This window comes from Streptomyces endophytica (genome assembly GCF_026153355.1).
Taxonomy (GTDB): Bacteria; Actinomycetota; Actinomycetes; order Streptomycetales; family Streptomycetaceae; genus Streptomyces; species Streptomyces endophytica.
On record NZ_CP110636.1, the window covers coordinates 3218300 to 3240687 of the forward strand.

The window sequence follows — 22388 nt, forward strand, 5'->3', positions numbered from 1 at the left end:
CCGAACCGAATCGAACACCGTAACCGACGGGCTCGTACGGCTGCCACCGGCGGCCTGGCGGCAGACGTCATCGCTCATTCTCCCCACCCTCCACCTGACCCGTCGTCCGGCCCGGCCCCCGCGCGGTCGAGGCAGCGGAGGGCGAACCACAGCTCCATGCGGACGTCGGTGTCGTCCAGGTCGGTGTCGAGGAGCGTGGCGGTACGGGCGATGCGCTGGCGGACGGTGTTGCGGTGGATGGCCAGTGCGGTCGCCGTACGGTCCCAACTGCCGTGCAGCGAGAGCCAGGTGTGCAGCGTGGTGACGAGCGCGGGGGAGGCGGCGAGCGGCGCGAGCAGGTCCCGGGCGTGCCGGTGGGCGTCGTCGGGGTCGACGAGGGCGGTGAGTCCGGGCCGGTCGGGGGAGGGGCGGCGGACGAGGGCGGAGCGGTGGGCGAGGGCGCGGCGCAGTGCGGTCGCGGCGTGCCGGTCGGCGGCGGGCAGCTCTTCGACCGGAACCGGCGCGCTGACGCCGAGGGTCCAGCCGGGCTGGGCGCCGATCTCCCGGTCGGCCGGGACCAGGGCCCGGAGCCGCCGCGCGGACGACGCCGGCTCCGGCGCCACGAGAGCGGTGCCCAGTACGGCGGCCAGCGCGGCCGCGTCCGCCTCCGGTGCGGCGGTTTCGCCACGGCGCTCGGCGTGCACCACGGTCCAGCGGGGCGCGCCGAGAAGCGGACCGACCTCGGCCGGCCGGGCGCCCAGGAGCAGCTGGGCCAGGGCGGTGGAATGCCCGGTGTCGGCCGCACCGCGGGCCGCGGCCGGGCCGGTGATCAGCGACAGCAGCACCGCGGCGACGCCCGCGATGGTGTGTGCGGGCGGATCGTCCGGGTCCGCGGCGACCACCAGCGCATACGCCTCCTGCCCGGCGGAGCGTCCGGTCAGGGCGTAGGCGGACAGCTGGGTCCCCGGGAGCGTGTCGGTGGCGGAGGACGGCCCCCCGGCCGCGGCCCGCGCCCCGCCGCCAGTACCGGCCGCGGCCCGCGCCCCGCCCCCGAGCCCGGCCTCCCGGCCCCCGAGCCCGGCCTCCCGGCTCCCGGGCCCGGCCATCTCGCCGCCTCCGACGCTGCCGCCCCCGGCACTTCCGCCCCCGGCGACACCGCCCCCGACGACCTGCGCGAGCCGGCCGGCCGCGGCGCGTACCCGGTCGGTGGGGCGGGGCCCGGCCGAGCCGTGTTCCGTGCCGTCCGCGCCGAGCAGCACCGTCCAGCCGTGGACGTGGCGGGCCAGCGCGCGCAGCACGGCGCGCGCCGGATCCGGCCGGGCGGCGGCCGCGGCCAGCGCGCGCTGCGCCTCGCCGATCCGGGTCAGCTCCCGGTGGCGGGCCTCGGTGACGGCCTGCCACACGGCGCTCTCCACGGCCGTGAACGGCGTACCCGCCGGCACCTCCACCAGCGGCAGGCCGTGCCGGTCACAGGCCTCCACCAGTGCGGGCGGCACCGCCTCGTGCACCGGCGCGATCCCGAAGCCGAGTGCGGCGGCGCCGGCCGCGACCGTGCGGGCCGCGTACCCGTCGAGGTACGAGGCGAGGGCCGCGTCCGGGTCCCCGCCCGCGGCCCCGGCGGTCACCTCCGCCAGGTGCACGCCCGCCGTCAGCAGCAGCTCGCCGCCCAGGAGGTACGGCACCGGGTCGGCCATCTCGGAGGTGTGCACCCAGTGGAGGGTGACGCCCTCCCGCGGCCCGCGAGCTGGCGCAGCCCGAGATCCGCCCGGGCGAGGAGACCGGCCAGCGGCACCGGCGGCGTCGACGGCGCGGTGGTCGGCGGCGGGCCGGACGGCGGTTGCGGCGCCTGGGCGGACGGAGGCGGAACAGGAGGCGGCATGTGCGGACCCTCCACAGGGGCGGCCGATGAGTGGAGGAAACGTACACTTCAGCGTCGCCGCGCCGCCTCCTAGGGTCAACCCCCGAGACGAGTCCGCGGGACGACGAGCCTTCGAGGCGAGTCCCGCAGGGCGAGTCCCGTGAGGCGGGCCGCTCTTCCCCCGTGCGCGCCCGCCTCTCTCCCCTCCCCGTGTCTCCTCCCCACACCCCCTCTCCCCTCGGCGTAGCTGGAAGGGATGGCCCATGGCTGTCGACTATGCGGTGATCGTGCTCTATCTGGCCGGAATGCTCGCCATGGGCTGGTGGGGCATGCGCCGCGCCAAGTCGAAGAGCGAGTTCCTGGTGGCCGGGCGGCGCCTCGGGCCCGCGATGTACTCCGGCACCATGGCCGCGATCGTCCTCGGCGGCGCGTCCACCATCGGGGGCGTCGGCCTCGGCTACCAGTACGGCCTCTCCGGCGCCTGGATGGTCTTCACCATCGGCCTCGGGCTGCTCGCCCTGTCGGTCTTCTTCTCCGCGCGGATCGCCCGCCTGAAGGTCTACACCGTCTCCGAGATGCTGGACCTGCGCTACGGCGGCCGGGCCGGGGTGATCTCCGGCGTCGTCATGTGGGCGTACACCCTCATGCTGGCCGTCACCTCGACCATCGCGTACGCCACGATCTTCGACGTCCTCTTCGATCTGAACCGCACCGTCGCGATCATTCTCGGCGGCTCGATCGTCGTCGTGTACTCGACGCTCGGCGGCATGTGGTCGATCACCCTCACCGACATGGTGCAGTTCGTGGTCAAGACGATCGGGGTGCTGCTCCTGCTGCTGCCCATCGCGGTGGTCAAGGCGGGCGGCTTCGCCGAGATGAAGGCCAAGCTCCCGACCTCGTACTTCGACCCGCTGGGCATCGGCGGCGAGACGATCTTCACCTACGTGCTGATCTACACCTTCGGCATGCTCATCGGTCAGGACATCTGGCAGCGCGTCTTCACGGCCCGCGGCGACCGGACGGCGAAGTGGGGCGGCACGGTCGCCGGCACCTACTGCCTCGCGTACGCCCTGGCCGGTGCCGTGATCGGTACGGCGGCCAAGGTGCTGTACCCGAAGCTGGGCAGCCCGGACGACGCCTTCGCGACCATCGTCAAGGACGAACTCCCGATCGGGGTGCGGGGGTTGGTGCTCGCGGCCGCGCTGGCCGCGGTGATGTCGACGTCGTCCGGCGCGCTGATCGCCTGCGCGACCGTGGCCAACAACGACATCTGGTCGCGGCTGCGGGAGCCGTACGGCCCGCCGGCGAGGAGCACGACGAGGTCAAGGGCAACCGCGCCTTCATCCTCCTCATGGGCCTGGCGGTGATCGGCACGGCCATCGCGCTGAACGACGTCGTCGAGGCCCTGACGGTGGCCTACAACCTGCTCGTCGGCGGACTCCTGGTCCCGATCCTCGGCGGTCTGCTGTGGAAGCGCGGCACGGTGCAGGGCGCGCTGGCCTCGGTGACGGTCGGCGGCCTCGCGGTGATCGGCCTGATGGCGGGCTACGGCATCCTCGCCAACGAGCCGGTCTACTACGGCCTGCTCGCCTCCCTCGTGGCCTATGTGGCGGTCAGCCTGGCGACCCGGCCCACGGACGCGGCGGTACTCGCGGTGTGGCGGGCACGGCTGCAGGCCAGCCCGTCCGACGCTTGACCGGACGACGCGACCACCCCCAGCAGACGCCGCGACACACGACGAGCCGGCCCGAGACAAACGGAGAGTCACCCGCCGATGAGCACCACCGCACCCGCCCCCACCCCGTCGCCGACGGACCCCCCGCGCACCGGCGGCGACCTGGTCGTCGAGTCGCTGGCCGCGCTCGGCGCGGAGACCGTCTTCGGGCTGCCGGGCCAGCACGCGCTCGGGGTGTTCGACGCGCTGCGCCGGTCCGCGCTGCGGTACGTGGGGCTGCGGGTGGAGAACAACGCGGGCTTCGCCGCCGACGCCTACGCCCGGGCGACGCACGGCGTCGCGCCGCTGCTGGTCTCCACCGGGCCCGGCGCGCTGATGACGCTGCCCGCGCTGCAGGAGGCGGCGGCCGGTTCCGCCGCCGTCCTGGCCATCGGCAGCCAGGTCCCGCTGGCCGGGATCGGCGGCGGCCGCCACGGCTATCTGCATGAACTCACCGACCAGAGCGCCGCGTTCCGCGATGTGGTGAAGTCCGTCCACACCGTCCGCACCGCCTCGCAGATCCCGTCGGCGGTGGCCGCCGCCTGGGAGTCGGCGCTGAGCGCGCCGCACGGCCCGGTGTGGCTGGAGATCCCGCAGGACGTGCTGCTGGCGCCGGTCGACGTGCCGCCGGTGACCGGGCTCGCGGTGGCCCCGCGGGTGCCCGCGCCCCGGCCGGAGCTGATCCGTGCGGCCGCCGGGCGGCTGACCGCGGCCCGCCGCCCGGTGATCCTGGCCGGCGGCGGGGTCGTACGGGCCGGGGCCGAGGCGGAGCTGCTGGCGCTGGCCGAGCGGCTGCGGGCGCCGGTGGCGACGACGTTCGGTGGCAAGGGCGCGTTCCCGTGGGAGCACCCGCTCTCCCTGCGGTCCTGGCTGGAGGACCGGCACACCACCGACTTCCTGGAGGACGCCGACACCCTGCTGGTCGTCGGGTCGGGGCTGGGCGAACTCTCCTCGAATTACCACACGTTCCGGCCGCGCGGCCGGGTCGTCCAGATCGAGGCGGACCTCGGCAAGCTGGAGTCCAACCACGCCGCGCTGGGCATCCACGCGGACGCCCGGCAGGCACTGGCCGCGCTGGTCGAGGAGACGGCCGGCGCGGAGGCCGCCGTGCCGCCCGCGCCCGGGGCGGCCGGGTCGCCGGAGGCCGCGGTGGCCGGTGTGCTCGCCCGGGTCCGGGACCGGCTCGCCGCCCAGGACCTCGGCCTGGAGCAGCAGGTGCTGGCCGCCGTGCGGGAGGCGCTGCCCGAAGAGTCGGTCAGCTGCTGGGACATGACGATCCTGGCCTACTGGGCCTGGTCCGCCTTCGATCCGCGGCGCACCAACGCACTGCATTCCGCGCAGGGCGCCGGCGGTCTGGGGTACGGCTTCCCGGCGGCGCTGGGGGTGGCCGTCGCCGATCCGCGGCGACCGGTCCTGGCGGTGTCGGGGGACGGCGGCGCCATGTACTCGATCGCCGAGCTGGCCACCGCGCGCCAGTACGGCCTGCCGGTGACCTGGCTGATCGTCGACGACGGCGGCTACGGCATCCTGCGCGAGTACATGACGGACGCCTTCGGCGAGGCCACCGGCACCGAACTGGGCCGCCCGGACTTCGTCGCCCTGGCCGAGTCGTTCGGCGTCCCCGCGGTCCGTACCGACCCCGGACGGCTCGGCGCGGACCTGGCCGCGGCGCTCGCCGCCCCGGGCCCCTCGGTCGTGGTCCTGCCGGCCCGGCTGCGGATGTTCGCGCCGACGCACCTGCCGGCCTGACGCGGGGCCGCACCGGCCGGAACGCGCGGGTGCGGTGCCGGAGAACCGGCACCGCACCCGTCGGTCGGAGGGCTGTTCCTACAGGCTGAGCTCCGGGTGCAGGTCCTTCATCCGTACGACCTGGCGGCTGCGCGCCGCGAGGGCGGTGAGGGCCAGGGCGCCGAGGGTGAAGGCCGCGAGGACCACGCTGCCCTGCCACACGACGGCGAGGTCGCCGCCGGTGATCAGCCGGCGCAGCCCGTCGACGACGTAGCTCATCGGCAGGAAGGGGTGCAGGGCGGCGAAGAAGCCGGGGCTGGTCTGCACCGGGTAGGTGCCGCCCGCCGAGGTCAGCTGGAGCATCAGCACGACCAGGGTCAGCACCCGACCGGCCGGGCCGAAGAAGGCGCTCAGCAGCTGGATGATGGCCGTGAAGGCGGCCGTGGCCAGCACCAGGAAGCCGATGGTGGCGGCCGAGCGGGCCATCTGGAGGCCGAGTCCCCAGTGGAGCACGGCCATCAGGGCCAGCACCTGGACGACGCCGACGGCGAAGGCCGGCAGCCAGGAGCCGAGCGCGATCCGCCAGCCCGGGGCGCCCGCGGCCAGCGCGCGCTTGCCCAGCGGCTGCAGCAGCATGAAGGCGACCATCGCGCCGACCCAGAGGGACAGCGGGATGAAGTACGGCGCGAGGCCGGTGCCGTAATTGGGCGCCTTGTGCAGCGACTTGGCGGCCAGCGCGACCGGGTCGGCCATCACCTCGGTGCGGGCGTCGCGGTCCTTCTTGTCGTAGTCGGGGATCTTGCTGACGCCGCTGTGCAGCCCGTCGGCCAGCTCGTTGGTGCCGTCCTTCAGCTTGAACAGGCCGCCGGTGAGCTTCTCGGCGCCGTCCTTGGCGGTGCCGAGCCCGCTGTGGACCTTGCCGGCGCCGTCGGCGACCTTGCCGGCGCCGTCGGAGAGGGCACCGATGCCGTCGGCGAACTGTCCCGCGCCCTGGGAGACCTTGTGGGCACCGGCGTTGAGCTGGTTGATCTGACCGATCGCGGTGTCGGCCCGGTCGGCGATGCCCGGTGCCTCGTCGGCGACCCGTTCGGCGATCCGGTTCAGCTCGCGCAGCTTGCCGTGCAGCTGCCCGAAGTCGGTACGGGCGATGGTGTCGTTGACCTTCTCCGCCGCGTCGGCGGCGAGGGCGGTGCCCTGCGCGATCCCCTTCAGCTTGGCGCAGTCGGGGTCGGTGGAGACGAGCCCGCCGCAGCGTTCCCGGTAGAGCTCCGCGGCGTCGTCGGCGTTCTTGCGCGCCTGCGCGGCCGCCTTGGCGGAGTTGCCCGGCAGCTTGTCGAGGTCCTCGTCGAGCGCCTGGGTGAGATCGGCGACGATCCGTGCCTTCTCGCCGATCTCCTTGCCGTGCTCCCGCAGGTAGGGGAGGTCCTTGCGGGCGATGCCCTGGACCTTGTCGGCAAGTTGCTGGGTGCCGTCCGCGACCTGGCCCGCGCCCTGGCTGAGCTGCCGGGCCTTCGAGGCGGCCGCCCTGGCGCCCTGGCTCACCTGGCCCGCGCCCTTGCTGACCGCGCCCGAGCCCTCGTCGAGCTTGCCCAGCCCGTCGGCCAGTTCGCCGGTCTTCTCCTTCGCCGTGCCGACGCCGTCGTCGACCTTCCCGGCGCCGTCGGCGGCCTCGGCCGTCTTGTCGTGCAGGTCGGAGAAGGACACGAAGATCTTGTCGAGCATGCCGCGGGTCGACGTCGCCGACGTCTTCGCGCGGATCTCGGAGAAGACGGTCTTGGAGATCGAGCCGACGATGTAGTTGTTGGCGTCGTTCGTCCGGACCTGGAGGGCCCCGGTCTGCGGGTCGTCGCCGGAGCTGGAGGCGATCCGCTTGCTGAAGTCCGACGGGACGGTCAGGGAGAGGTAGTACGTACCGTCCTCGACGCCCTTCGCGGCGTCCTCGGCGCTGACCTCCTCCCAGTCGAAGGTCTTGCTGTCCTTGACGTTCTTCGCCAGTTCGTCGCCGGCGGCGATCTTCTTGCCACCGGCGGTGGCGCCCCGGTCCTCGTTGACCAGCGCCACCGGGATCTTGTCCAGGCGGGCGTAGGGGTCCCAGAAGGAGCAGAGGTAGAGCGCCCCGTAGAGCAGGGGGATCAGCATCAGGGCGACCAGCCCGAGCCGGGGCAGCTTCCCCCGGCCGAAACGCCTGAGCTCAAGCGCGGCCAGCTTCGGCGAACGCATGCGCCGCTTCCTCCTCGGTGGTGTGGGGGGTGGTGTCCGGGCCGTCCTGGGCCGGGGCGGGGTCCGCGGGTCGTGCGGTGGCCGCGGGCGTGGTGCGGACGATCAGTGCGTCCGCCGGGGCGTCGCTGCCGGCCGCCACGACGGTGGTGCCGGCCAGTGCGAGGTCCCGCAACAGCTGCCAGGCCAGGGCGCGTTCGGCCGGGGACAGCTTGAGGTCGACGTCGTCGACGGCGAGCAGATGCGGGTCGTGCATGACCGCCAGCGCGATCGACAGCCGCAGCGCCTCCAGCCGTTCCAGGTCGCGGACGGTGGTCCGCAGGCCCTTGGGGAGGGTGTCGGGGTCGAGTCCGGCGGTCGCCAGCGCGGCGTCGATCCGGGCCCGGGCGGCCTCCTTGTGGCGCTTGCCCCAGGGCAGCAGCCCGGCCGGTGAGTTGGTGAGACGGCGGCCCAACAGGGCCTGCTCCTTGAGGTGTTCGCCGACGGTGAGGGCCGGTTCCAGATCGGCGACGCCCGGGACGTGGGCAAGTGCGGTACGGCCGCGGACCGTACCCATCCGCTTGGGCAGCGGGAAGCCGGCGACCGTGGCCGAGCCCTCGGTGATCCGCATCCGGCCGGTCAGGGCGAGCAGCAGGCAGGTGCGCCCGGAGCCCGAGGGGCCCTCGACGGCGATCAGCGAGCCCGGCTCGGCGGTGATGTCGACGCCCCGGAATGCCCAGCCGCGTGGGCCCCGCACTCCTATGCCCGTGGCGTGGACCGCCGCCCCCTTGCGGGTGGTGTTCACAACCCCTCCCCATTTGGTCTGACTGGTCAGTCTAAAAGTGTGCCGTACCCGGGACCTTTTGACCAATCGGAGGCCTTTGGCGCACGCGAGCGGCAATTCGTCCCCCGCGGGGCCGTGACCCGAACGGGGGAGTCGGCTTAGGGTTCCCCCATGGCGGGGGCCTGATGATGTTCACGTGGCGCCCGTGGCGCGTCCCGCGGCACGGGCTCTTCATGGATGACGGAGAACCATGGAAGATTCGGCACGTCACCCCGCCCGCCTGCCGTCCCGGGACCCGGCCTGGCCGCCTCCCGGCCGCACCGCGCACCGCTCCCGCAAGGCCCTCGCACCGCTCCTCGCGGCCGCCCTGGTAGCGGTCCTCGCACCGGTCTCCGCCTCGGCCGCCGCTCCGGTGGCCAGGCCGTCGCCGGAACCGGCCGGCGGCCCGCACGGCCCCTGCCTGACCGGCCACGACGGTGACGGCTGGACCGCCACCTCCGACAAGATCGACCCGGCGGACAGCTACCACGCCTTCGTCGGCAACGGCTACCTCGGCCAGCGCGTCCCGCCCAACGGCACCGGCTACGCGGCCCCCGGCGGCCAGACCGGCTGGCCCCTGAAGACGCCCGCCTACGACGGCTCCTTCGTCTCCGGGCTCTACGCCAAGGGCCCCAAGGACGTCCAGGGCCGCCAGGCCATCGCCGCGCTCCCCACCTGGACCACGCTGAACGTCGCCACCGGCGGCGCCCACCCCGACACCTTCTCCTCGGCCACCGCACCCGGCCGGATCTCGCACTACCGCCAGTCCCTCTCGCTGCGCTGCGGCTTCGTCCGCACCTCGCTGACCTGGACGGCCGCCGACGGGCGCCGCACCGACCTGGTCTACGACGTGCTCACCGACCGCACCGACGCGCACACCGGCGCCGTACGGCTGCGCATGACGCCCCACTGGAGCGGCGCCGCCACCGTCACCGACGCCCTCGACGGCCGCGGCGCCCGCCGCATGTCGGCCTCCGGCGCCCCCTCGGCCGCCAAGGACGCCGCCGGCGGCACCATGGACGTCGGCTTCCGCACGGACGGCACCCGTACCGAGGGCGCGGTGGCCTCCACCCTGCGCCCCGGCCCCGGCGTCCGGGCCACCGCGTCCGGCACGGCTCCGCAGGCCGGCCGGACCGCCTCCCTCAGCAACCGCCAGCAGGTGACCTTCCCGGTCCGCAGCGGCCGCTCGTACGACCTGACCAAGTACGTCGGCGTGGACACCGCGCTCACCTCGCGCCACCCGCGCGCCGCCGCCGACGCCGCCTCCCGCCGGGCCGCCCGCCGCGGCTGGCAGGAGCTGTTCGCCCGGCACACCGCCGCCTGGCGGCAGCTGTGGCGCAGCGACATCGAGGTCAAGGGGCAGCGCGACCTGCAGACCTGGGTCCGCTCGGCGCAGTACGGCCTGCTGTCCAGCGTCCGCGCCGGCAGCCGCAACAGCATCGGCCCCACCGGCCTGACCAGCGACAACTACGCCGGTGAGATCTTCTGGGACGCCGAGACCTGGATGTACCCGGGGCTGCTCGCCACCCACCCCGACCTCGCCCGGTCGATCGTCGACTACCGCTACAAGACCCGCGCGGGCGCCCGCGAGAACGCCCGCAAGCTCGGCTACGACGGGCTGTTCTACGCCTGGACCAGCGGCAGCAAGGGCGACCTGTGGAACGAGTGCCACAGCTGGGACCCGCCGCACTGCAAGACCCAGAACCACCTGATGGGCGACATCTCCCTCGCCACCTGGCAGTACTACCTCGCCACCAAGGACACCGCCTGGCTGCGCTCGCGCGGCTGGCCGGTCCTTAAGGGCATCGCCCAGTTCTGGGCCTCCCGGGCCACCCGCAACGCCGACGGCAGCTACTCGATCAAGAACGTCGCCGGGCCCGACGAGTACAGCAACGGAGTCAACGACGGCGTCTTCACCAATGCCGGCGCCGCCACCGCGCTGCGCCACGCCACCCGGATCGCCGCCGTCCTCGGGGAGAAGGCCCCGGCCTCCTGGAACACCCTCGCCGACAAGCTGCGCATCCCCTACGACGCGAAGAAGAAGGTCTTCGAGCAGTACGCCGGCTACCGGGGCACCACCATCAAGCAGGCCGACACCGTGCTGCTGATGTACCCGCTGGAATGGCCGATGTCGCAGGCCCGGGCGGCCCGCACGCTGGACTTCTACGCCGCGCACACCGACCCGGACGGCCCGGCCATGACCGACTCGGTGCACGCCATCGACGCGGCGGGCATCGGCGAGGCCGGCTGCTCCACGTACACCTACCTGCTCCGCTCCATCAAGCCGTTCGTGCGCGGCCCGTTCGCGCAGTTCTCCGAGGCGCGCGGCAACAAGGCCGGCGCCGACGACCCGCACGCCGGCCGGCCCGCGCAGGACTTCCTCACCGGCAAGGGCGGCTTCCTGCAGACCTTCACCCACGGCCTGACCGGGCTGCGGCTGCGCGAGGACCGGGTGCACCTCGACCCGCTGCTGCCGCCGCAGCTCGCCGACGGCGTCACCCTGCGCGGTCTGCACTGGCAGGGACGGACCTACGACATCGCGATCGGCGCGCACCAGACCACCGTGCAGCTGACCTCGGGTGCGCCGATGCGGATCGAGTCGCCCCAGGGCGAGCAGATCGTCAGCCGCGGCGTACCGGCCGTCCTCAAGACCCGCCGGCCCGACCTGGCCGCCACCACGAACGCCGCCCGCTGCACCCCGGCGACCGCCACCTCCGAGGAGCCCGGCATGTACGCGGTCGGCGCGGTGGACGGCAACGCCACCACCGGCTGGGTGCCCAATACGGCGGACGGCACCCTCACCGTCGACCTCGGCCGGGCCACCCGGATCGGCAAGATCACTCCGCACTGGACCTCGGCCCGCCCGAAGTCCTTCCTCGTCCAGGTGTCGCGGGACGGCACGCACTGGACGAATGCCGGCTCGGCCGGCCACGGCCCGGTCCGGTACGTCCGGGTCACGGTGCACGGCGACCGGACGCCGGCGGCCGACGGCAAGCCCCGGCCGCACCCGGGCATCTCGGAGCTGACCGTGCAGCGGCTGAACTGAGCCGCCCGCCCGCCCGGTCGTCCCGCCCGGCCGGGCCGCCTGGTCACCCGTTCCCCGTGAGCACGCCGCGCGCCGGCCGGTCCTCTCTGGACCGGCCGGCGCACGGCACTCGCCGCACGGCGCACGATCCGGCCCGCAACCGCCGAATTGTTGCAGCGGGATGAAATTCATACCGGACGGTGTTGGTGCCTTGCGGTAGACGTCGAGGGGTGGGAGGCACCGGGTGGCGGGGACGGACACGGAGACGGCAGGGGCCGGCTGGGCACGGCGGCTGATCCGGGACTGCTGGCAGTACCGGAAGGACGTGCTGCTCGCCCTCGGGGCCTCGCTGGCCGGGATGGCCGTGATGGCCCTGGTCCCGCTCGTACCGAAGCTGATCATCGACGACGTCATCGTCAGCCACCGGCGGGCCCTCGCCCCCTGGGCGAGCCTGCTGATCGCCGCCGCCGTGGTCGTCTACGTCCTCACCTACCTCCGCCGCTTCTACGGCGGACGCCTCGCCCTGGACATCCAGCACGACCTGCGCACCCGTATGTACGGTGCGATATCCCGGCTCGACGGCCGCCGTCAGGACGAGCTGAGCACCGGCCAGGTCGTCGGCCGCGCCACCAGCGACCTCCAGCTGATCCAGAGCCTGCTGTTCATGCTCCCGATGATGATCGGGAACGTCCTGCTCTTCGTGATCTCCCTGGTCGTGATGGCGGTGCTCTCCCCGCTGCTCACGGTCATCGCGCTGGCCGTCGCGCCCGCCCTGTGGTTCATCGCCAAGCGCAGCCGCGCCCGGCTCTTCCCCGCCACCTGGTACGCCCAGGGCCAGGCGGCCGAGGTCGCCGGCGTCGTGGACGGCGCGGTCTCCGGCGTCCGGGTCGTCAAGGGCTTCGGGCAGGAGGAGCAGGAGACCGGCAAGCTCCGCGAGGCCGGCCGCCGGCTGTTCGCCGGCCGGTTGCGCACGGTCCGCCTCAACGCCCGCTACACCCCCGCCCTGCAGGCCGTCCCCGCGCTCGGCCAGGTCGCGATGCTGGCCCTCGGCGGCTGGATGGCCACCCGCGGCGAGGTCACCCTCGGCACCTTCGTCGCCTTCTCCACCTACCTCGCGCAGCTGGTCGCACCGGTCCGGATGCTCGCGATGATGCTGACCGTCGGGCAGCAGGCCCGGGCCGGCGTCGAGCGGGTCTACGAGCTGATCGACACCGAACCGGCACTGACGGAACGGCCGGACGCCCACGAGCTGCCCGCCGACGCCCCGGCCACCGTCGAGTTCGACGGCGTGACCTTCGGGTACGGCACCGGCGAGGGCAGCCGCCCGGTCCTCGACGGCTTCTCGCTGCGCATCGAGCCCGGCGAGACGGTCGCCGTGGTCGGCACGTCCGGCAGCGGCAAATCCACCGTCTCGCTGCTGCTGCCCCGCTTCTACGACGTCTCCGCCGGCCGCGTCCTGGTCGGCGGGCACGACGTCCGCGACCTCACCCTCGCCTCGCTGCGCGCCGCCATCGGCCTGGTCCCCGAGCACAGCTTCCTGTTCTCCGACTCCATCCGCGACAACATCGCCTACGGCCACCCCGCCGCCACCGACGCCGAGATCCGCGCGGCGGCCCGCGCCGCGCAGGCCGACGGCTTCATCTCCGAGCTGCCCGGCGGCTACGACACCGAGGTGGGCGAGCAGGGACTGACCCTCTCCGGCGGCCAGCGGCAGCGCATCGCCCTGGCCCGCGCGATCCTCACCGACCCCCGGCTGCTGGTCCTCGACGACGCCACCTCCGCCGTCGACGCCCGCGTCGAGCACGAGATCCACGAGGCGCTGCGCGGCGTCATGGCGGGCCGCACCACCCTGCTCATCGCGCACCGCGCCTCCACCCTGGCGCTCGCCGACCGGGTCGCCGTCCTGGACGGCGGGCGGCTGGTCGACGTGGGCACCCAGGAGGAGCTGGCGGAGCGATGTCCGCTCTACCGCGAGCTGCTGACCGACCCGGAGGAGCTGAGCGGCGTCGAGCGGGATCCCGCGGGCGAGCTGGCCGGCGCCTTCGACGGCGAATTCGCCGCGAGCGGGCTGCTGGAGTACGCGTACGCACCCGGCAGCGACGAGCCGCCGGCCGCCGAACCGGAGACCCCCGAGCCGGCCGACACCATCACCCCCGAGCTGTGGGTCCGCCGCGAACAGGACGCCGAGGCCGGCGCCGCCGGGGTGGCACCCCGCGCGGCGGCCGCCACCGGCCCCGGCATGGCCGCCGCGACCGCCGGTCTGCCCGCCACCCCGACCCTGCTCGACCAGGTCGCCGCGCTCCCGCCGGCCACCGACACCCCGGACGTCGACGAGGACCGGGCCGTCCGCCCCGAGCGCTCCTACGGCCTGCGCCGGCTGCTGCACGGCTTCGGCGCCCCGCTGGCCGTCGCCCTGGCCCTGGTCGCCGTGGACGCCGTCGCCGGGCTGCTGTTGCCGGTCCTGATCCGGCAGGGCATCGACGAGGGCGTCCGCCGCGGGGTGCTGGCCGGCGTGTGGACGGCCGCGGTGCTCGCCCTGATCGTGGTCCTCGCCCAGTGGGCCGCCCAGTTCGGCGGCAACCGCATGACCGGCCGCACCGGCGAGCGGGTGCTGTACTCCCTCCGCCTGAAGATCTTCGCGCAGCTCCAGCGCCTCGGCCTCGACTACTACGAGCGCGAGCTGACCGGCAAGATCATGACCAGGATGACCACCGATATTGACGCCTTGTCGACATTCCTGCAGACCGGGCTGGTCACCGCCCTGGTCTCGATGCTGACGTTCTTCGGCATACTCGTCGCCCTGCTGGCCATCGACCTCCAGCTGGCCCTGGTCGTCTTCGCCACCCTCCCGCCGCTGGTCATCGGCACGTACTTCTTCCGCAAGCAGAGCGTCAAGGCGTACGAACTCGCCCGCGAGCGGATCAGCACCGTCAACGCCGACCTCCAGGAGAGCGTCGCCGGCCTCCGGATCGTCCAGGCGTTCCGCCGGGAGCGGAGCGGCGCCGAGCGGTTCGCCGCCCGCAGCGACGCCTACCGCCGGGCCCGGGTCCACGGCCAGTTCCTGATATCGATCTACTTCCCGTTCGTGCAGCTGCTGTCGTCCGTCGCGGCGGCGCTGGTGCTGATCGTCGGCGCGAACCGGGTGAGTGCGAACACCCTGTCCGCCGGCGCGCTGGTCGCCTACCTGCTCTACATCGACCTGTTCTTCGCCCCCGTCCAGCAGCTCTCCCAGGTCTTCGACGGCTACCAGCAGGCCTCCGTCTCGCTGGGCCGCATCCAGGAGCTGCTGCGCGAACCGACCTCCACCCCCGCCGCCGAACGCCCCCGCGAGGTGCCCGGGCTGCGCGGCGAGCTCACCTTCGACGACGTCCACTTCCGGTACGGCACGGGCGACACCCCCGCGCTGGCCGGGGTCAGCCTCACCGTCCCCGCGGGCCAGACCGTGGCCTTCGTCGGCGAGACCGGTGCCGGCAAGTCCACCCTGGTCAAGCTGGTCGCGCGGTTCTACGACCCGACCTCGGGCGCGGTCCGCATCGACGGCACGGACCTGCGCGAACTGGACCTGACCGGCTACCGCCGCCGCCTCGGCGTGGTCCCCCAGGAGCCCTACCTCTTCGCCGGCACGGTCCGCGACGCCATCGCCTACGGCCGCCCCGACGCCACCGACGCCGAGGTCGAGGCCGCCGCCCGCGCCGTGGGCGCGCACGCCATGATCGCCACCCTGGAGGGCGGCTACCTCCACGAGGTCGCCGAACGTGGCCGCAACCTCTCCGCCGGCCAGCGCCAGCTGCTCGCGCTGGCCCGCGCCGAACTCGTCGACCCGGACGTGCTGTTGCTCGACGAGGCCACCGCCGCCCTCGACCTCGCCACCGAGGCCGTCGTCAACCAGGCCACCGACCGCCTGGTCGGCCGCCGCACCACCCTGGTCGTGGCCCACCGCCTGACCACCGCCGCCCGCGCCGACCGGGTCGTGGTCCTCGACCGCGGCCGGATCGCTGAGGACGGCAGCCACGCCCAACTCCTCGCCCGCGACGGCCGCTACGCCGAGCTGTGGCGCACCTTCACCGGCGAGGGCGAGGAGGAACTGGTGGCCTGACCGGGCGCCGCCCCCCGCCCCGGCGGCCGCGCCCGGCCGCCGCGGCCCGGCCCCCGGCCCGGCCCCCCAGCCCCGTGCCCGGCCGCCGGTCCCCGGACGGACCCCGGGGGCTGGTGGTGCCCCCGGTGCGCCGATAGGTTCAGCCCGACCTTTGCAATCCCAAGGGGAGGGTGCATGCGCAAGGCCACCAGATGGCTGCTGTCGCTCGCCGTGCTCATAGGCACGGCCACAGCCGGCAGCGCCACGGCGGGAGCGGCCACCGCCGCCGAGCCGAAGACCAAGGACATCAAGGACCGGATCCTCGCGATACCGGGCATGAGCCTCGTCGAGGAGAAGCCGGTAGACGGCTACCGGTACTTCGTCCTGAACTACACCCAGCCGATCGACCACGAGCACCCGTCCAAGGGGACCTTCCAGCAGCGGCTGACCGTGCTGCACAAGTCCGTGGACCGCCCGACGGTGTTCTTCACCTCCGGCTACAACGTCAACACCACGCCGTCCCGCAGTGAACCCACGAAGATCATCGACGGCAACCAGGTCTCCCTGGAATACCGGTACTTCACCCCGTCGCGGCCCACGCCCACCGACTGGAAGAAGCTCGACATCCGGCAGGCCGCCACCGACCAGCACCGCATCTTCCAGGCGCTGCACCGCATCTACGGCAAGAACTGGATCGCCACCGGCGGCAGCAAGGGCGGCATGACCGCCACCTACTACCGCCGCTTCTTCCCGCACGACATGAACGGCACCGTCGCCTACGTCGCGCCCAACGACGTGAACAACGACGAGGACTCCGCCTACGACCGGTTCTTCCAGCACGTCGGCACCGCTCAGTGCCGCGCCGACCTGGCCGCCATCGAACGCGAGGCCCTGCTGCGCCGCGGCGAGATGGTCAAGCGGTTCCAGGACTGGGCCGACAAGGAGAAGCAGACCTTCACGAACACCGGCAGCGCCGACCGGGCCTACGAAGTCATGGTCACGGACCTGGTGTTCGGGTTCTGGCAGTACCAGCCCGCCGAGACCGCCTGCGCCGAGGTGCCCAAGCCCACCGTCTCCACCGACGAGCTGTGGAAGTGGATGGACAAGGTCGGCGGCTTCGACAGCTACACCGACCAGGGCATGGAGCCCTACCTGCCGTACTACTACCAGGCGGGCACCCAGCTCGGTGAGCCCGGCTACGGCTACCCGAACCTGGCCGGCCTGCTGAAGTACCCCGGCATCAACAATTCCCGCACCTTCGTGCCGAAGGACATCCCGATGCGCTTCGACAAGCGCGCGATGCCCGACGTCGACCACTGGGTGCGCCACCACGCCCGGCGCATGATGTTCGTCAACGGCCAGTTCGACCCGTGGAGTTCGGAGCACTTCGAGCTCGGCAAGGGTGCCCGTGACTCGTACGTCTTCACCGTCCCGGGCGGCAACCACGGCTCCAACATCGCCAAGCTGAAGGACGCCGACCGCACCAAGGCCACCGCGGAACTCCTCGCCTGGGCCGGTGTCCCGGCGCCCGCGGGCACCACCCCCGCCCCGCTGGCCCACCCCGACAAGAAGCTCGACAAGCAGGAGAACCGCCGGATGCCGATGCTCCGCCCCTGACGGGCGGAGCGGCTCACCGGCTGACCGACCGACGGGCCGGCGCGCTCCCCGCGACCACGGGGAGCGCGCCGCACCCGCACCGGCTCAGTACGACAGACCGTCCCCGATCTGGAACAGCGCCTTGTCCGGGACGTCGGCGCGCATTATGGCCACCGGCAGCCGGCCCACCGGATCCCGCCGCCCGGCGATCACCCGGGCCGCCGCCCGCAGCTCCACGTCCGTCCACGAATAGCTCGCCAGCGCCGCCTTGACGCCGTCCAGCTGCGCGATGTCGTACGGATTGCGCACCGCCAGCTGCACCACCGGCTTCCCGGTGGCCAGCAGCGCCTCGACCAGCTTCCGCTGCGGCGAGTCGGCGGTCACGTTGTACGTGGCCACCACCACCGCGTCCCGCTCGCCCAGCGCCGCCACCGCCGCGTCGATCTGCGCGGACGTCGGCGACATGCCCGTGGACAGCGCGGTGGCCGTGAAGCCCTGCTCGTCCAGGGCCCGCGCCAGGACCGTGGTGGGCGGACCGCCGGTGCCGGACGGCGCGGCCGCGTCGACGCCCACCACCAGCACCCGCCGCTCCCGCCGGCGGGACAACGGCAGCACCCCGGCGTCGTTGCGCAGCAGCGTCGTCGTACGGTCCGCGATCCGGTCCGCGGCCGCCAGATGGCCCCGCGTCCCGACGACCCGGTCCACTTCGCCCCGGGTGGTGTACGGGTCGTCGAACAGCCCCCGCCGCTCCTTCAGCAGCAGGATGCGCAGCAGCTTCGCGTCGAGGTCGTGCTCGGACAGTTCCCCGTCCCGGAGCGCCTTGAGGACGGCGCCGTGCGCCACCGACAGGTCCGGCGGGTTCAGCAGCTGGTCCACGCCCGCCTTGAGCGCGAGGACCGGCACCCGGGCGTCGCCGTACTTCTTCCGCACGCCCTCCATGCCCAGCGAGTCCGTCACCACCACCCCGTCGTAGCCGAGGCGTTCGCGCAGCAGACCGGTGAGGATCGGCCGGGACAGCGTCGCCGGGTCCTCGCTCGTGTCGAAGGCCGGCACGACGATGTGCGCCGTCATGATCGAATCGATCCCCGCGGCGATCGCGGCCTTGAACGGCGGCGCGTCCAGCCGCTCCCACTCCTCGGCGGTGTGGTGGATGTACGGCAGTCCCACATGGCTGTCGGTATCGGTGTCGCCGTGCCCGGGGAAGTGCTTGGCGCAGGCGGCCACCCCGCCGTCCTGATAGCCCCTCACCTGCCCGCCGACCATACGGGCCACCGCCTGCGGATCGGCACCGAAGGACCGTACGCCGATGACCGGGTTGGCCGGGTTGACGTTCACGTCCGCGTCCGGCGCGTAGTCCTGCCGGATGCCCATGGCGGCCAGCTCCTGCCCGGCGATCCGGCCCGCCGTCCGGGCGTCGTCGCGGGAGCCGCCGGCGCCCAGCGCCATCGCGCCGGGGAACAGCGTCGCGGGCGCGCCGACCCGGGCCACTATGCCGTGCTCCTGGTCCGTGGAGATCAGCACCGGTACGGGCACGCGCAGAGCGGCCGCGGCCTTCTGGATGCCGTTGGACAGCTCGGCGATCTGGTGCGGCTCCCGGGTGTTGTGCGCCCAGCCGAAGTAGATGATGCCGCCGACGTGGTACTTCGCGATCAGCTCCGCCGCGTTGGCGACCCCGATCTCCTTCTGGTTGGCGGCCACGTCGGCCGGGTCGGGGTCGGTGGCCGAGTGGCCGTAGACCCGCATCACGAACAGCTGGCCGACCTTCTCCTCCGGGGTCATCCGGGCGATCAGGCGGCGCAGCCGGTCCCGGGCGGCGGCATCGGGGCGGGCCGGCGGCCGGTGACGGGCGCCGCCACGGCGGGCCCGGCCCCCGCCGCGCAGGCGGCGACGGCACCGGCCGCGGTGGTCAGAACGGTACGTCTGGAGTGCATCCGCGCTCCTTCCGGAGGGCTTCCTCGACCTGGTACAGGCCTCGTTGAAGGAAACTTCCAAGGAGACACGGATAGCCGGAAAACTATTGTCGGTCAATCACTCCGGTCGGGGGTGCCGCCCTCCTCTTGCACGCCGGCCGGGGGTGTGGGAGGGCCCGCGGGGAACGCGGCAGCGACGTCGCCCATGGCACCGGCCGCCACCTCGTCGAGCACCTGCCGCAGATGGTCCCGGCCCGCGGCCAGCAACCCGGGCAGCTCGGGCGCCTCCGGGAACCAGCGCTTCTCGTACTCCCAGCACAGCCAGCCGCCGGTCCCCAGGCCGTAACCGCCCTCCGGCGCGGGCACCGGGCCGTGCGCCGCCGCCGGCTCCGGCCCGAGCGCGGCCAGCGCGGACGCCAGCGGCAGGGCGCCCGCACCGAGCGGCACCGGACGGGGATCCGCCGCCGACACCACGTCCTTGACCTGCACATACCCCAGATACGGAGCGAGCGCCGCCCGGGTGTCGGCGGGCCGCTCACCACCGCGCCAGGTGTGCAGCACGTCCCACAGCGCGCCGACGCTGCGGTGCCCCACCAGGCCCAGCACCCGCGCGGCGGCCGCGCCCGTGCCGTGCGAGTCATGGGTCTCCAGCAGCACCCGGACGCCCCGCTCGGCCGCGAGCGGCGCCACCGCCGCCAGCCGCCGGGCGGCGTCCGCGTCCACCCCGTCCGCCGGCCGCTCCCCGCCGCCGGGGAACACCCGGACATAGGGCGCCCCCAGATCCGCGGCGAGCAGCACCAGCTCGGACAGTTCCTGAGCCAGCTCCTCCTCACCCGCCGCGTCCCGCTCGGCCGCGACCCGGGCGTACCCGGCGACGGCCAGGATCTCCACCCCGGCCGCCGCGAACTCCGCGCGCACCGCGGCCCGCTCCCGCGCCCCGATCAGCGGATGCACCGGCTCCTCCGGATGGGCCCGCAGCTCCACTCCCTGATAGCCGGCCCCGGCGGCCAGCCGCACCACGTCGGCGACCGGCATGCCCGGCACCCCGAGCGTGGAGAACGCCAGTCGCAAGGGGGGCGCCGCCGCCCGGCCCGGCCCGCCGGCCGGGGTGCCGCCGCCCGGACCGCCGTCGCCGCCCGTGCCCTTCGTGCCGTCCGTTCCGGTCATGCCCGCGCTCCTCCTCTTACGTGGCGTCCCTACGTGTCCGCCCCGCGCAGCGACAGCCGCCAGTCCTGGCCGACCAGGTCCTGCCCGAAGCTGTGGTGCGGTGTCTCCGAGACCAGCTCGAAGCCGGCCCGCTGGTAGATCCGGCGGGCCGCGCCGAGGACGGAATTCGTCCACAGCACCATCTGCGCGTACCCGGCGTCCCGCGCGAAATCGATACAGGCGTCGACGAGTTGCCGCCCGACGCCATGGCCCCGCGCGCTCGGCTCCACCAGCAGCAGCCGCAACCGGGCCACACCCGGGCGGCCGTCCCGTACGCACATCACCGCGCCGGCCCTCGCACCGTCCAGCTCGGCGATCCAGGTGCGGTCCCACCGCGGGTCGAAGCCCTCGGCGTACTCCGCGACTATGCGGGCCACCAGCGCCTCGTAGCTCAGGTCGAAGCCGTACTCGGCGGCGTAGAGCGCGGCGTTCCGCTCGACCATCCAGCCGAGGTCACCGGGGCGGGCGGTGCGCAGGGTGACCTCGGGGGAGGCGGCGGGAGATGCCTCGCCGGTGGCCGCCGGGTCGTCGCCGAGCAGGTCGCGGATGGTCCGCATCGCGTCCGTCAGGCGGGCCCGGTCCGCCGCCGGGAGGTGCCGCAGCAGCGAGCCCGCGGCCTCCTGGGAGCGCTCCTCCAACAGGGCCGCCGCCTCCCGGCCGCCCCCGGTGAGCGTGATCCGCTGGCGGCGCGGGTCCTGTTCGGACCTGCCGCGGCTGATCAGCTCCCGTTCCTCGAACTTGCCGAGCAGCCGGCTGAGATAGCCGGCGTCCAGGGACAGCGAGGCGCGCAGGTCCGCCGCGTCCACCCGCTCCTGGTGGACGAGTTCGTAGAGCACCCGCGCCTCGGTGAGGGTGAACGGGGTGTAGAGGTGCCGGCCGTAGTCGAGCGCGCCGATCAGGTTGGTGTAGAAGCGGTTGAATCTGCGCAGCTCACGGACGTCGGCGGCGGGATCGGACGCCGCGGCTGAGCCATCCGGGCCGCTGCCGGACCGGGGCTCGGAGGGTGCTTCGGTTGTCATCGTCGACCACCTCACCATTGACTGAGTCAAGGATAACGAACCGAGGTCGATCCGCGCACCATCAATTCCGCCGGCAGCGTCGCCCGCCCGCCCGGCGGCCGCTCCTCGCGCCCCGTCACCAGCCGGCCGGCCCGCGCCCCGGCCTCCGCCAGCGGCAGCCGCACGGTCGTCAGCGCGGGCGCCGCGTCCGCACTGAACGGCAGATCGTCGAAACCGGCGACCGACACGTCCTCGGGGACCCGCAGCCCCCGGTCCCGCAGCGCCGCGCACACCCCCAGCGCGGCGGTGTCGTTGGCCGCCACGACGGCCGTCAACTCGCTGTCCCGGCGCAGTAGTTCCACCGCGGCGTCGTACCCGGAGCCGCGGTCGTAGGCGCCGTGCACGACGCGCCGCGGCGCGTCCTCGATGCCGTGCGCGGCCAGCGCCGCCCGGTGGCCCGCCAGCCGTTCCCCGGTGGTGGTGCGGCCGGCCGGTCCCGCCACACAGCCGATCCGGCGGTGCCCGAGCGCGATCAGATGCCCGGTCAGCCGCTGCGCGCCGCCCCGGTTGTCGAACGCCAGGGTGGTGAGCGGCGCCCCGCATTCCGGTTCCGCGCCCGATTCCGGTTCCGCCCTTGAATCCGGTTCCGCCCTCGATCCCGGTTCCGGTTCCGCGCCCGCCGCCTGGGCGGGGCGGCCGCAGAGCACTACCCGGGTGCCCGCCCCGGACAGCCGCGCCAGCCCGGCCGCCAGCGCCCGCGCGTGCGCCGGGTCCTCCGAGGCGCTGCCGGTCAGGACGACGCCCGCCGCCCGCTGCCGCTGCAGGAGGGTGAGATAGGTCAGTTCCCGCTCGGGCGAGCCACCCGTATTGCAGACCACGGCCAGCTTCTCGCCACCGGGACCGGACGCCCCGCTCAGCTCCGCCTGGACCGCACCGGCGAGGATCCCGAAGAACGGGTCGGCGATGTCGTTCACCAGGATGCCCACCAGATCCGAACTGGCCGCCGCCAGCGCGCTCGCCGGGCCGTTGACGACGTACTCCAGCTCTTCGACGGCCCGCAGCACCCGGCCGCGGGTGCTCGCCGCGACCGGGTAGTTGCCGTTCAGCACCCGGGAGACGGTCGCCGCCGAGACCCCCGCGCGGGCCGCCACGTCCGCCAGCGTCACCGTCATCGCGCGCCCCTCAAGTCCCCGGCCGTGCTTCCCGTTCCCGTTCCCGTTCCAGCTCCGGTTCCGGTTCCGCTCACGTCCCACCCCGTCATGTCCCACCCGTTCCCGTCC

General features: G+C 73.9%; 10 protein-coding genes and 2 pseudogenes. 5 read left to right on the plus strand and 7 right to left on the minus strand.

The features are described from left to right. Positions 1 to 74: 74 nt before the first annotated feature. Positions 75 to 1688 carry a helix-turn-helix domain-containing protein gene (locus tag OJ254_RS14495; protein ID WP_423835894.1) on the minus strand — a complete coding sequence of 538 codons (1614 nt, stop codon included), beginning with the start codon at positions 1686 to 1688 and terminating at the stop codon, positions 75 to 77. Positions 1689 to 2100: 412 nt separating this feature from the next. On the opposite strand from OJ254_RS14495, the pseudogene OJ254_RS14500 reads away from it, so the two are divergent. Continuing rightward, positions 2101 to 3533, plus strand: a pseudogene (locus OJ254_RS14500) (sodium:solute symporter family protein). Positions 3534 to 3611: 78 nt separating this feature from the next. Beyond that, the gene (locus OJ254_RS14505) at positions 3612 to 5300 is read left to right on the plus strand and encodes a thiamine pyrophosphate-binding protein (RefSeq protein WP_265362666.1); all 1689 of its coding nucleotides are present in this window, start codon (positions 3612 to 3614) and stop codon (positions 5298 to 5300) included. Between the two features lie 78 nt (positions 5301 to 5378). On the opposite strand, the gene OJ254_RS14510 is transcribed toward OJ254_RS14505, so the two are convergent. Both OJ254_RS14510 and OJ254_RS14515 read right to left on the minus strand, forming a co-directional pair. Next, positions 5379 to 7499, minus strand: a complete 2121-nt coding sequence (locus tag OJ254_RS14510; protein ID WP_265362667.1) for a YhgE/Pip domain-containing protein — start codon at positions 7497 to 7499, stop codon at positions 5379 to 5381. After that, positions 7471 to 8280 (minus strand): ATP-binding cassette domain-containing protein, encoded by an 810-nt coding sequence (locus OJ254_RS14515; protein WP_265362668.1) that lies wholly within the window; start codon positions 8278 to 8280, stop codon positions 7471 to 7473. Before OJ254_RS14515 ends, OJ254_RS14510 begins: the two co-directional genes overlap by 29 nt. 229 nt (positions 8281 to 8509) lie before the next feature. On the opposite strand from OJ254_RS14515, the gene OJ254_RS14520 reads away from it, so the two are divergent. The 3 genes from OJ254_RS14520 (at position 8510) to OJ254_RS14530 (ending at position 17015) form a co-directional block, all read left to right on the plus strand. Next, entirely contained in the window at positions 8510 to 11344 is a 2835-nt protein-coding gene (locus OJ254_RS14520; protein WP_265362669.1) for a discoidin domain-containing protein, read from the plus strand. 223 nt (positions 11345 to 11567) lie between these two features. Next, the gene (locus tag OJ254_RS14525) at positions 11568 to 15419 is read left to right on the plus strand and encodes an ABC transporter ATP-binding protein (RefSeq protein ID WP_265362670.1); all 3852 of its coding nucleotides are present in this window, start codon (positions 11568 to 11570) and stop codon (positions 15417 to 15419) included. Between the two features lie 174 nt (positions 15420 to 15593). Continuing rightward, positions 15594 to 17015 carry a S28 family serine protease gene (locus OJ254_RS14530; RefSeq protein WP_265362671.1) on the plus strand — a complete coding sequence of 474 codons (1422 nt, stop codon included), beginning with the start codon at positions 15594 to 15596 and terminating at the stop codon, positions 17013 to 17015. A gap of 84 nt (positions 17016 to 17099) precedes the next feature. Here OJ254_RS14530 and OJ254_RS14535 read toward each other — a convergent pair. The 4 genes and pseudogenes from OJ254_RS14535 to OJ254_RS14550 form a co-directional block, all read right to left on the minus strand. Further along, a pseudogene (locus OJ254_RS14535) lies at positions 17100 to 18925 on the minus strand (glycoside hydrolase family 3 protein). 93 nt (positions 18926 to 19018) lie between these two features. After that, complete coding sequence (locus tag OJ254_RS14540; protein WP_423836017.1) at positions 19019 to 19975, minus strand: sugar phosphate isomerase/epimerase family protein; 957 nt, start codon at positions 19973 to 19975, stop codon at positions 19019 to 19021. 125 nt (positions 19976 to 20100) lie between these two features. Further along, entirely contained in the window at positions 20101 to 21129 is a 1029-nt protein-coding gene (locus tag OJ254_RS14545; protein ID WP_265362672.1) for a bifunctional helix-turn-helix transcriptional regulator/GNAT family N-acetyltransferase, read from the minus strand. 26 nt (positions 21130 to 21155) lie between these two features. After that, positions 21156 to 22280, minus strand: coding sequence for a LacI family DNA-binding transcriptional regulator (locus OJ254_RS14550; protein WP_265362673.1), 1125 nt, complete (start codon positions 22278 to 22280; stop codon positions 21156 to 21158). Positions 22281 to 22388 lie beyond the last annotated feature (108 nt).

What these genes read in the sequence shown, in the direction of transcription:
- OJ254_RS14505 (WP_265362666.1), top strand. Translation starts at nt 3,612, where the DNA reads ATGAGCACCACCGCACCCGCCCCCACCCCGTCGCCGACGGACCCCCCG.
- OJ254_RS14510 (WP_265362667.1), bottom strand. Translation starts at nt 7,499, where the DNA reads ATGCGTTCGCCGAAGCTGGCCGCGCTTGAGCTCAGGCGTTTCGGCCGG.
- OJ254_RS14520 (WP_265362669.1), top strand. Translation starts at nt 8,510, where the DNA reads ATGGAAGATTCGGCACGTCACCCCGCCCGCCTGCCGTCCCGGGACCCG.
- OJ254_RS14530 (WP_265362671.1), top strand. Translation starts at nt 15,594, where the DNA reads ATGCGCAAGGCCACCAGATGGCTGCTGTCGCTCGCCGTGCTCATAGGC.
- OJ254_RS14545 (WP_265362672.1), bottom strand. Translation starts at nt 21,129, where the DNA reads ATGACAACCGAAGCACCCTCCGAGCCCCGGTCCGGCAGCGGCCCGGAT.
- OJ254_RS14550 (WP_265362673.1), bottom strand. Translation starts at nt 22,280, where the DNA reads ATGACGGTGACGCTGGCGGACGTGGCGGCCCGCGCGGGGGTCTCGGCG.